The organism is Gimesia benthica, assembly GCF_009720525.1.
GTDB classification, from domain to species: Bacteria; Planctomycetota; Planctomycetia; order Planctomycetales; family Planctomycetaceae; genus Gimesia; species Gimesia benthica.
Genome location: NZ_CP043930.1, coordinates 1772931 through 1785201, shown reverse-complemented (window position 1 = coordinate 1785201; position 12271 = coordinate 1772931). Strand labels below are relative to the sequence as shown.

Genomic DNA, 12271 nt, shown 5'->3' with positions numbered 1-12271 from the left:
ATTTCAGCGGGAAACGAACAGTGGGATAAAAGACAGTCTATTTTTTCTTAGCTGGTTCGACGACATTCACGGTGATCAGTTTCGACCAGGCTGCGAATTTCGTATTAGCAGGAGCTGACTTTGCTTCTGCGGATTTTGCTGTCCGAGCCGCCTGTTCTACGAGTTTCTCAGCGCGAGCCAGTTTGTCAGAGGCCGCTTTGGCTTTGGCTGCTTCCGCTTTGCTGGACTCAACATCGGCCTTGAGCTGCACGACCAGTTTTTCGAGTCGCTCGAGTTCGGCTTTCGCAGCCTGACTGGCTGGCAGATTCTGGCGATACTGTGTTACGCCCACACCCAGCAGTGCAAACTGATATCGTCCCGGTTCTGCCTTGAAATTCCCGTTGGGTCTGAAATCGATGACCAGCTTGCCTTCCGTGTCTTTCTCTCCAATATTTACAGTAGGAGGATTGCGCTGGATACCAAACAGTTCGTGCGGCTCTATCGTCAGGTTACCCGTTCGATTCCCGTTACCGGTCAGCTTGATGGGAATCTCCAGTTTCTGATTCAATTCAACAGTCCACTCTTTGTCCTCTGCTGGAGAAATGATGACGGGCGCCGTCTCATGTTCATTCACTGCCAGAGGCATGCTTGTGGTGAGTCGGGAGCGAACACGAATCGCATCGGCAAAGATGTGGCCCCAGATCAGGGACGCAAACTGTGCTTCTTTCATCACAGGTTGGCCATTGATCTGGGCAGTTCCATTAATCTGGATTTCACCAGCCCATGTCTTGGCTGATTCATCTGCAGAGAGGATCAGAATTCCATGGTCGGTCTTTCCACTGAGCGTCAGAGGCTGGGCAGTGACACCGTTGGGAAGGTTCTCTGCCGTTACAACGATATCTCCTGCAAAGCCATCCTGACGAGGAGCGATAATCCGCACTCCCCAGTTGGCTCCACGTCGAAGCAGGGGGGTGACAGAGTAACCCGTACGATTGGTAGGCAGCGGGCGTTCTGTGGTCGCGATCAGATGAAAGTCTGGCTTGGGTTCTCGAATCGCCAGACGATAAAGATCTTTTGCGCTGCCTCCTCCAAACTGATTGACGATCGTCACCAGGTACTCCCCATCCTGTTCTGCGACGAACGAGACCGCTGCATCATTTGTGTCGAGGTTAATCGCATTTTTATTGTGGGGGCTGAAATAGGAAGCCAGGTCGTCATTTTCTGTTACAGTCTTCACGCTGACTTCACCAGCTTGGGAGCGGGTCAATTGTTGCACGATCAGTAACGGATCCACCTGAGAAGCCATCCGGTCTGCGATGGCTTCAATCCAATAGGTTTTTCCTTTCTTTGCACGAAAGACAAACTGATCTTCGTCATTCGGCTGATCGAATCGTCCGGCAATTTCCGTCGGGATCGAAACGTTCTGCCGGTCCAGATGGGCCTGCTCCTGAGTCACAGGGGCTGTCGCATAACCGATCTTGATCCTGTTGGAATTCTCCAGCTGAAAATCAAAACCATCCAGCAGCCCCTGGCGTGGTTTACCCGGTTGAAAACTACCTGTAGGGCCTGCTACATCAGGGAGTGTGATTTCCACTTCCACCGATTCCAGCTTGTGACCATTGAGCTCCGCAGATTTTCCGTAACTGCCACCAGGAAGGTTGCGACCATATACTGTGTAGGTCTGTGTGGAACCTGGCTCACCGGCGGGCGGATAAATGAAATCAATGTGAGGGCGATTAGAAATCTCCAGACGATAAAAATGTTCTGAGCCCCCACGGTAGAGAATGTCAGAAATCGCCAGATAATATGTGGCATCCTGTTGGGGCTGGATTTCGACAAATGAATCCCGGCCGAACCAGTCGCGGTTGCGGGTGATTTCGCGACCTTCAGAATCGTAAACAATGATCTGGCCATCCAGACGTGAGTCGATACGCTGTGCCAGCAGTTCTACCAGAATCCGCTCTCCCGCTTTTGCCTTCAGCTGATACCAGTCGATTCCGCGGGAGGGAACATAACCAGAGATCACGGAATTGACATCCACAGGCATGGCTGATTCGCGGGTTGCATGATTGCCGGTTTCCGCAACTTCCCGGCTATCAGCTTCAGCCACTACAAATGGGCGCGCCGTCGAAAGACCAAAATAAGAAACGACGCGTGCCTCGTAGATACCCGGAGGAACTTCTGTGGCGACGGAAACTTCAAAGCGGGATCCCTGCGGCCGAGGAGCCGGATGAAATTCATCAGCAGGCAGCATTACGGGTTTCGCTTTGATTCCTGGATGGGAGAATCGCAGTTCGGATGCGTCATCCAGGTTGGAACCGATGATGCTGAGTTCGACAGTCTTGCCTGCAGGCGCTGCAAAAGGACGCAGTTGCCTCAGATCTGCCGTGGGGAGCTGGGCTTCCACGTATTGCGAGCCCAGATTGCATAACGTTAGGAAGAGCAGCGGACAAAGTACAGGGATGAGCCTGGTGCTGGTTTTCATATTTGCTTCACAGTAACTGTTAATGGTTGAACAGGAACTCTTTGGTATTGATGATCACCCAGATAATATCTTCATAGGCCTGTTTCTCAGCCTGTTCGAGAGATAATTTCTTGGGATCTGCCTTGGACTGATTCCTTTTTTTCTGCAGATGAGCCAGCCCTGTCTCAAGTTCATTTTCATTGGGAGATCGCGAAAGAGCATGCAGATACAGCTCTTTGATGCGTGTCTGATCGTCCCCGTTTTTGTCACGGGCCAACTGGACTGCCTGGCCGTCAGAGGCGGAAAGAATCTGTTGGATCGTATCGGAATTAATCAGATGCAGACTTTGTGCCAGATCCGCATTGGCGGTGCGCTCACATTCACAGGCCGTGTCCATCTGCGGCCGACCGAAGACCCGCAGGAAAAATGACTCAACGTTAGCAGAATCATCGGGTAAGGCGACTGCCCGAACACCCACCGGCTGGTGATTGAAATTGTTCTTCGAACCTGCAACATCATTCATTGCATCCAGCATCATCTCGGCTGGCAGCCGTCGAGGGTAGTAGCGCGCGTAATTCTGCTCATCACTTTGATTGTACTGATTCGGAAAAGAGCTGAGTTGATAGGTTCGGCTGTTACAGATGGTGCGGCAGATCGCTTTCAGGTCATAATTCGATTTGACGAATGATTCTGCCAGCTGATTCAACAGTTCAGGGTGCGTGGCCGGGTTCGTGACACGAATGTCATCTTCCGGTTCAACCAGACCTCTACCGAAAAAATGTTTCCAGTAACGATTCACCAGCATTTTGGCAAAGAAGGGGTTCTCGGGACCTGTGACCCAGTTAGCCAGATCGATACGCGGATCCCGTTCAGCAGGGATGTCCAGGGCTGCTCCATCCAGGGGCGTTGGTTTGAGTTCCCGATTGGTATTCGGGTTTTTGGCAACCGCGACGATTCGTTTATGGTAAACGATGTCGTCTTCCGGCAGCTTATAAACTTCTTTGCGTCCCAGTGTATTGAAGAATGCCTGAAATCCGTAGAAATCGTCCTGGCTCCATTTTTCATAGGGGTGATGGTGGCACTGCGCACATTGAATGCGGACCCCCAGGAAAACCTGGGCGATGTCTGACATCTGATCTTTGGGATCTTTGACGGCTCGGTACCATGAGACGGCAGGATTGGTCCCCGGCTTGCCTCGGGCTGTAATCAGCTCTGTTACGAATTCGTTATAAGGCTTATTCGTGGCCAGACTGGTTCGGATCCAGGCATGAAAGCCGAAAGTCTCCCGGGCAACCTGTTCCAGATTTCCACCGGCCTTGTTACGTAATACGCCGGCCCATTTAGACGCGAACAGATCTGCATAGCCCGAACTGTCCAATAGTTCGTTAATCTTACGAGCCCGCTTATCGGTACCCTGATCAGCCAGAAAAGATTGTGTCTGCTCCAATGTGGGGATCCGACCGGTGATATCCAGAGTCACCCTGCGGACAAAGGTGGAATCATCACATCGTTCTGAAGGGGGAAGCCCGAGCACTTTCAGCTTCGCAAAAACATGCTGGTCGATAAAGTTCTCAGGAGTCGGCAAGTCAGGCGTTGGCTGGCCAAGAGGAATGGTCGTCATGAAAACGGCGACCTGTTCCTGGAAACGGATCATCACCGATGTTGTGCCGGTCTGGTCTTTTAATGTCACCAGTCCATGTTCGTCGACTGCTGCCATCTTAGGCTGGTTTGGTTTGAATTCCGCCAGACGTGTGATGTCCCGTTTTGTTCCATCAGAGAAATAAGCAGTGACGACCAGTTGCTGTGTAGCCTGTTTGGGCAGGACGCGGACTTGAGGAAATATTTCGATGTGCGTCACCTTCGCTTCTTTTTCCGGATCATACCGCATCCCTTCGCGGATCCAGCGGGCGATCAGTCTGATTTCTGCTCCATCCGCCTTGAACCGACTTCCTCCACCGTGGGGTACTGTTCCAGCTGCTTTTTGTAACAAGAGACTGGTTTCTGGTGCTGCCGGGTTAATCCGGCGTCCGAGAGATTCTTTCGTGATGTACTCGAAGTCATTGTCCGGTTCAAAACCCAGTAATGACAAATGGAAGTTATTTTTCCCGGAAGGCGTGCCATGGCAGGCGCCACTGTTACAACCACCCCGCGTGAGTTGCGGGATGACGTCATTGTAGAAGCTGACCGGACGACGTTGTTCGAACGAAGAAACACGAACCGGAATTTTGAGGGAACGTTTCGAATCCAGAGAGGCGGTAATGGTAGCAGATCCGTTGGACAGGGGGCTGACATATCCTGTGGGGCTGACCACAGCGATTCCCTGTGGTTCAACCTGATATTTCACACTCCGCGTGACATCGCTTACGGAACCCGACTGGTCTATGTGTGTGATTAATAATTGCTGGCGGGCATCGGGATCTGATAATTCAATCCTCTGGTCCTGATTCGGCAGATAGACTTCCAATTCAGCCGCATGGGAAGATTTCTCCAGCCTCCCAAAGAGGATGCCTGCGAATAAAACAATCAGCAGCGTATATTGCCTCAATTTCATCGATCTTCCCAAGATATCTGGAATCTGGAGCTTCACCCGGACTGACTCTGTAAGTAGCACCTTAACTGGTCTGCCAATCAGTATTTAGGGGATGACAGTCAGTTTTAGAATGAATTCCGGGAGAATCTGAAATTAAATTGAACTTGAATTTCTATTCTAAACGATGCAATATACATTACAATACGTTGATGCGTACTTGTTAAGAAAATGCTCAGACGGCAATATTTCGATCGGGATGATGAATTCATGAGTGCCAAATCCAGAAATCAGCGTTGTGCAGGACCGATGAAACGTCGCACCTTCCTGGAAATCGGTGGGGCAGGTATGCTTGGTCTGGGTATGACGGATTTGCTCCGTCAGCAGGCGCTTGCCAGTTCTGCAGGAAACGCAACTGATGATACGGCCGTGATTTTCGTCTGGTTGCCGGGTGGCCCCCCTCATATGGAAACATATGACATGAAGCCGGGGGCACCAGTCGAGTACCGTGGGGAATATTCACCAATTCATACCAATGTTCCCGGTCTCGACGTCTGCCAGATGCTGCCACAGCATGCGAAAATTGCAGACAAGTTTACGTTGATCCGCTCGATTCATCATGAGTTTGCCGATCATGGTGGCGGTCATAAACGTCTCATGACCGGCCGAATTCCCGCAACTCCAGTGGGAACTATTAATGACGCCCCAGCTGTAAATACAATTGTGAAGAAAATGCTGGAGCAACCGGGGAATGAAATGCCGGTCTGTGTGACTGAGGTTGACTCTTCCCGTGCGTCCATTGATACCTTTGCCATGGGGCCCGCTTATCTGGGACCATCATCAACTCCATTTATGGTAGCCGGCAACCCCAGCGATCCCGATTTCAAAGTACAGAATATCGGCGTGAAATCAGCGATGGAAACGCGTCTCGATGACCGAATTGCCATGCTGAAGGGGATCGATAATTTCCGTCGTGATGTAGACAAAAGTGGTTCGATGGAAGCCATGGACAGTTTTAACCGTCAGGCCATCGACATGTTGACCAGTGAAAAAGTCCGTCGGGCTTTTGACCTTTCACAGGAACCCAAGGAGGTCCGTGATCGATATGGCTGGAATGCGTACGGTCAACGGGCTGTCTTAGGTCGGCGTCTGGTCGAGTCAGGCGTCAGGTTTGTCACGATGGTCTGGGAACATCCTTTCCCGGGGAGTAAGACTCCCAAGACGGCAGCATATAACTGGGACTCCCATGCTGTGAATGCACATCTCTTCAAGGACTGCGAATGGCGACTGCCTCCTTATGACCAGGCCGTTTCTGCTCTGATCGAAGACCTCTATCAACGGGGACTCGACCGACGAGTTCTGCTGGTAGTGACGGGCGAGTTTGGTCGGACTCCAAAGCTTTCAGTTCAGCGGGGAACTCAGACTGGTGTCATGCAACCCGGTCGAGATCACTGGCCAAAAGCGATGTCAGTACTGGTTTCCGGAGGTGGGATGCAGACCGGTCAGGTGATCGGCGCAACCAACCCGAAAGGGGAATATCCGGTGGAACGCCGACTGACTCCGAACGATCTCTGGGCCACCGTTTATCGGCACCTGGGTATCGATCATGAGCATATCCTGCACGATTTGCAGGGCCGTCCAGTCCCAATTCTGCCCTTCGGAAAGCCGATACGCGAACTGCAGCCAGTCTCTGCCTGAGCAGCTAGCGGGCGTACTATTGCACTCATGTATTTAAATCATAGGGGATGGTGCGCCCTTCCGCTGACCCTGTTGTTAGATTGCGACCCTGAGAGCTCACTGCTATCGTAGTTATTCAAAAACTCTCGAAGGGATAGTACGTGATGTCGCAGTCGTCTGATTCAATTACACAAACATGGGAGATTCCGCTCCGAGAGACAGTCGATGTGGCTGTGATCGGTGGTGGCTCGGCTGGTGTGGCTGCAGCGACTGCTGCTGCCCGGAATGGAGCGTCCACTGTGCTGGTCGAACGCTATGGTTTCCTGGGAGGTACATCGACGGCAGGGATGGTCGGTCCCTTCATGACCTCCTACACGCCTGACGGGAAGCGGCAACTGGTGGCCGGTGTCTTTCAGGAGGTCATCGATAAAATGGTCCAGATGGGCGGAGCCGTTGATCCCTCTACGACAGAAGCCGGTTCTGCCTGGGCTTCTTTTATTGATCTCGGACATGCCAATGTGACCCCCTTCAGTGTCGAAGCACTGAAAATGGCGGCCCTGGAAATGGTCTGCGAGGCGGGGGCACGGATCCGGTTCCATACCTCGTTTGTTGATGTGGTGATGCGGGATCAGCAGATTGACGGGATCGTAATTCTGGACAAGGCCGGCCTGGGACTGCTCCGGGCGGGAACTGTGATTGATACTTCCGGCGATGGCGATATTGCTGCCAAGGCCGGAGCTCCCTTTGAAGTGGGGCGAAAGGCGGATGGCAAAATGATGCCGGTGACGCTGTTTCTGACAATTGGCAATGTCGAAGACGAACGCGTGATTGCCTGGATGAAGGAGCATGAAGTTCTGCATCCGGGAGAGCGGTTGTTTGAATGTATTGTCAAACAGGCCCGGGAAAGCGGTGACTGGACGCTGGAACGCGAGTTTCTGAATATTTATCGTGAGCCGACTCCGGGGCAGTGGCGTGTCAACACAACCCGTGTCCAGAACGTGGACGGTACCAATCCCGATGATCTGTCCCGGGCGGAAATCGACAGTCGACGCCAGGCGTGGGAACTGATTCGATTTTTCCGATCCCATTGTCCCGGCCTGGAAAATGCACAATTGCTGGCCACGGGAACTCAAGTTGGAGTGAGGGAAACACGTCACATTCTGGGTGACTATGTGCTGAATGGGGCAGATGTGCTCGAAGGGCGGAAGTTCGATGATTCCATCGCGCAGTGTTCCTATCCGATCGACATTCACGATCCCCAGGGACCCCGGGGAAGGCTGGAGGGGATTCACGCCGATCATTATGAAATTCCCTATCGCTGCCTGGTGCCGCGCGATGTGGAGAATCTGCTGGTGGCCGGCCGTCCGATTTCAGCAGATCACGAAGGGGCTGCATCGGCGAGAGTGATTCCTCCCTGTTATGCCACCGGTCAGGCCGCGGGAACCGCTGCGAGTCTGGCAATCAAGCAGGGAGTAGCCCCGCGCGACGTGGATATCGATCAGTTAAGAACGACATTAAGCGAGCAGGGAGCCATCGTCTGAATTCGGCTACAGGACAACCGAATGCCCGTGAGTGTAACTTTTGAATCAACAGTGTAACCAGGAAGCGAGGTAACCCGTGAGTCAGGCAAAGGCGGTTCGATGGGGCGTGATAGGACTGGGATGGTTTGGTGAAGTTCATGCCGATAATCTGGCTGAGATGCCGGATATTGAATTGACCGCACTCTGCACTCGCAGGCCAGATCGCTTGAATGAAGTGGCTGACCGGCTGAACGTCTCGAAACGCTACACGGACTACCACGAATTGCTGGCCGACCCTGATATCGATGTGGTGAGTATTACCACCCACATTTATGATCATCGTGAAATTGCCATTGAAGCCTTGCGGAGTGGTAAGCATGTTTTGCTCGAAAAACCGATGGCGCCAACGCTGGCGGACTGCGAGCAGATTCTGGATGCAGCCGCTCAGTCGGACGGATTATTCATGGTGGGGCACATCTGCCGGTTTGATCCCCGGGTAACCATCGCGAAGCAGGCAATTGAAGAGGGACGGATTGGAAATATTATTTCGATGCATGCCCGTCGGAATCTGTCGAAGGCTATTGGTGAAACGGTGCTCGATGATATTTCGGCACTGATGGGAGACGGAATCCATGACGCGGATCTGATGCTCTGGTTCAGTCAGGCAAACGTCTCCACGGTCTATGCTCAGGAAGTCCATCCCGGCAAGAACAAATTTCCGGATGCCGGCTGGTCGATTGCCCGGCTGGACAGTGGTGCGGTCGCTGTGGTTGAGTCAGTCTGGCATTTGCCGGAATCCACTCCGTTTACGATTGATGCCCGCATGGAAATCATCGGGACGGAGGGAGCGCTCTATATCAACTGTGGTGAGGCGGGCCTGGCGATTCATGATGCACAGGGAGTGAAACTGCCCGATACCATGTACTGGCCCCGTCCTCTGGGGAATTATTTTGGAGTGTTAAAGGAAGAGTTACGATATTTTGCCAACTGCGTCCGCAAGGGGGAACCACCTCAACGGATTACACCCGCTGAATCTGCTGCCGCTGTCGCCTGGATGGAAGCGGCAACGGAGTCGGCACGGACAGGGACGGTCATTACATTTTGATCTGCCACGATCCTGACAGACAGGTATTGGGGTCATACCAGTTATGCACTTCGCGTTACCTGATCGGGTTCTGAGCAAAACAAACATCCAGATATGAGCCCAAAAAGCGGTGCAGGTCGTCTCTCTAGCAAGATTCTACTGGATTTTTCGCAAATATCTTAGTATTATATATTAAATGCTCGTTGATCTGACTTTGATTTTATCTCACTCAGTGAGATACGAGTTTTCTCGCCTGAATTCTCTCCTGACGTGTAAGTTTTAAATACTTGCAGCCTCAAATTTAACACACACATTTTCACTGTGATTTTCTGGTTCTTTCCAGTTAGAACACCGATGGTAATTGTATGATTGATATGAACAGACGAATTCTCAGTTTGCTAGTTCTCATATCAGCTGTCACGCTGACGGCACCGGCCCAGGCCAACCCGGCTAATCGGCAGGCATTTGTCCGCTACTTTGGCAAGTACCTGGCACAGGGACTGAATTCCTGTGGTACCTGTCATGTGCGTGATCATGCAGAGGGTGCTGAATCCCTGGACGATTTTCCGCACAATCCCTTCGGGAATCAATTGCGTGAAACCGCAGACAAACTGCTGGAGCAAAATCAGGACGCGGATCTGGCTCTGCGACTGAAACTGATCGCCGATCAGGATGCCGATGGTGATGGCTTTACAAACCTGCAGGAAGTACTCAGCGGTACCGCACCTGGTGATAAAACGAAATTCCCGGCTGCTGACTCGAAGAAAAAACTGGAACAGTTGACGGCCGAGTTTAACGAATTCCAGAACCGCTATGCCTGGAAACCCTTTAAACCCGTTCATCGTCCAGAAGTTCCGGTGGTGGCCGACCTCAACTGGCCGCGGAATCCCATCGATCAATTCATTGCTGCCGGCCACGAGCAGAAAGGTTTGAAACGTGCTGCGGAGGCCGGTCCAGAAGTTCTGCTGCGTCGGGTTTATCTCGACCTGATTGGCTTGAATCCGACACCCGAAGAAATCCGTGCGTTTCTAAAAGACGTCAAAACGAACGACAAGGCTTATGAAGCGGTCGTTGATCGCCTGTTGAATCACCCCGCTTACGGCGAGCGTTGGGGACGACACTGGATGGACGTCTGGCGTTACAGCGACTGGGCCGGTTACAAGGATGCCCTGCGTGTGAGCCAGCGACATATCTGGCACTGGCGCGACTGGATTATTGAATCGCTCAATGCCGACAAATCTTACGATCAGATGCTGACCGAGATGCTGGCAGCTGATGAACTGAAGCCGGATGACTGGGATACACTCCGGGCAACCGGTTTCCTGGCACGCAATTACCACGCGGAACGCGACCAGTGGATGGATGATGTTGTGAAGCATACGTCGCAGGCATTCCTGGGAATTACCGTCGGTTGTGCGAAATGCCACGATCACATGTATGATCCGATCAAGCAGACTGAATACTATCAGATGCGGGCTATTTTCGAACCGTATCACGTTCGTACGGACCGTGTGGCAGGCGTACTGGATGTCTCGAAAAACGGGATTCCTCGTGCCTACGATCGTTCTTTGACTTCGAAGACCTGGTTTCTGGAAGCTGGTGACGAACGACGTCCCGTAAAAGACAAAAGTATTCCGCCGGGAGTGCCTGAATTCCTGGGAGGGAAATATGAAGTCGAGCCGGTCTCACTGCCGCTGGTGGCCAGTCAGCCTGCCCGGCGTGAGTTTGTCAAACAGGATCTGCTCGATCAGGCCAAAGGGACTATGGAGCAGGCCAAAGCACCGGAGCAGAGAGCAGCTGCCGAAAGTGCACTGGCAGTCCTCGAAGCCCAGTTTGCCATCGAAGCGATGGAAGTGGCTGGCGACAAAAAATCTGACGCCTGGAAAACGGCAGCACAGAACCTGGTGAAGCTACAGCGTGAAGCAGCTGTTGAAGCGGCTCAATGGGAATTAACCTCTGCCATCAAGCAGCAGGAGCAGGCCACTGCAGCGCTCAAGAAAGCTGAGAAAGGAAAGAAAAAATCGAGTATCAGCAAAGCGAAGCAGCAGTTGAAAAAAGCGGAGCAGGCTCACAAGGCGGCAGAAACTCAACTCAAAAAAGCAGAGGATGCAGCCAAAGAAAAGCTGACAACGAAATATGCTCCTCGTAAACAGTCCAAGTATCCGGAAAGCAGCACCGGGCGACGTCTGGCGTTTGCCCGCTGGTTGACCGACCGTCAAAATCCGTTAACGGCTCGTGTGGCGATGAATCATATCTGGTTGCGACATTTTGGGCAGCCGATTGTGCCAACGGTCAATGAGTATGGCGGAAATGGACGTGAACCGACTCATCCCGCATTACTGGACTGGCTGGCAGCGGAATTCATGGACCGGGAGTGGAGCATGAAAGAGATGCACCGGTTGATCGTCACCAGTGCGACTTATCGAATGGCAGGGACTGGTGCCCCGGAAAACCATGCGATCGACCCCGATAATCTTTTCCTCTGGAAAAAATCGGCGCGCCGAATGGAAGGGGAAATCGTGCGGGATAATCTGCTTTACATTCCCGGTCGACTCGACTCTGCGATGGGAGGCCCGGATATTGATAACCATCAGGCCCAGGATTCTCGTCGCAAGAGTATCTACCTCCGGCACGCACATGAAAAACTGGTTGAGTTTGTACAGATCTTTGATGGTCCCAGCGTTTCAGAGTGTTATATGCGGGAGACGAGTGTGCAACCGCATCAGGCACTGGCGCTGGCCAACAGTAAGCTGACTTTCCTGGCAAGTGAAGCCCTGGCGTCTCAGATTGAAGAGAAGACCACCGGGGACATGGATGCTTTTATCGAAGAGGCTTACCTGCGAATTCTCTCGCGTCAGCCGGATGAAGTTGAGCATCAACTCTGTCGGGATTTTCTGCTGGCATCTGTCAAAGCAGAGGGCAGTCAACCGACCAGAGAGCAGTATCAAAAACTGATTACCGTATTATTCAACCATAATGATTTTATCACGATTCGCTGATTAATCCTGACCGGAATAGGA

6 protein-coding genes are annotated in these 12271 nt (G+C 52.4%); 4 read left to right on the top strand and 2 right to left on the bottom strand.

Translation table 11 applies throughout. From position 1 onward, the window contains the following. Window positions 1–37: 37 nt before the first annotated feature. A complete protein-coding gene (locus F1728_RS06810) occupies window positions 38–2464 on the bottom strand; it encodes a hypothetical protein (protein ID WP_155363474.1) in 2427 nt (808 codons plus the stop codon). Between the two features lie 19 nt (window positions 2465–2483). Next, window positions 2484–4994, bottom strand: coding sequence for a DUF1549 domain-containing protein (locus F1728_RS06805; protein WP_155363473.1), 2511 nt, complete (start codon window positions 4992–4994; stop codon window positions 2484–2486). A gap of 246 nt (window positions 4995–5240) precedes the next feature. Between F1728_RS06805 and F1728_RS06800 the strand changes: the two genes are divergently transcribed. The 4 genes from F1728_RS06800 to F1728_RS06785 all read left to right on the top strand — a co-directional run bounded on the left by F1728_RS06800 (window position 5241) and on the right by F1728_RS06785 (window position 12250). Further along, window positions 5241–6668, top strand: coding sequence for a DUF1501 domain-containing protein (locus F1728_RS06800; protein WP_149336689.1), 1428 nt, complete (start codon window positions 5241–5243; stop codon window positions 6666–6668). A 143-nt stretch (window positions 6669–6811) separates the two neighbouring features. Further along, window positions 6812–8188, top strand: a complete 1377-nt coding sequence (locus F1728_RS06795; RefSeq protein WP_155363472.1) for an FAD-dependent oxidoreductase — start codon at window positions 6812–6814, stop codon at window positions 8186–8188. A 76-nt stretch (window positions 8189–8264) separates the two neighbouring features. Beyond that, window positions 8265–9272 carry a Gfo/Idh/MocA family protein gene (locus tag F1728_RS06790; protein ID WP_155363471.1) on the top strand — a complete coding sequence of 336 codons (1008 nt, stop codon included), beginning with the start codon at window positions 8265–8267 and terminating at the stop codon, window positions 9270–9272. 374 nt (window positions 9273–9646) lie between these two features. Continuing rightward, entirely contained in the window at window positions 9647–12250 is a 2604-nt protein-coding gene (locus tag F1728_RS06785) for a DUF1553 domain-containing protein (RefSeq protein ID WP_194242715.1), read from the top strand. The last annotated feature ends 21 nt before the right edge of the window (window positions 12251–12271 follow it).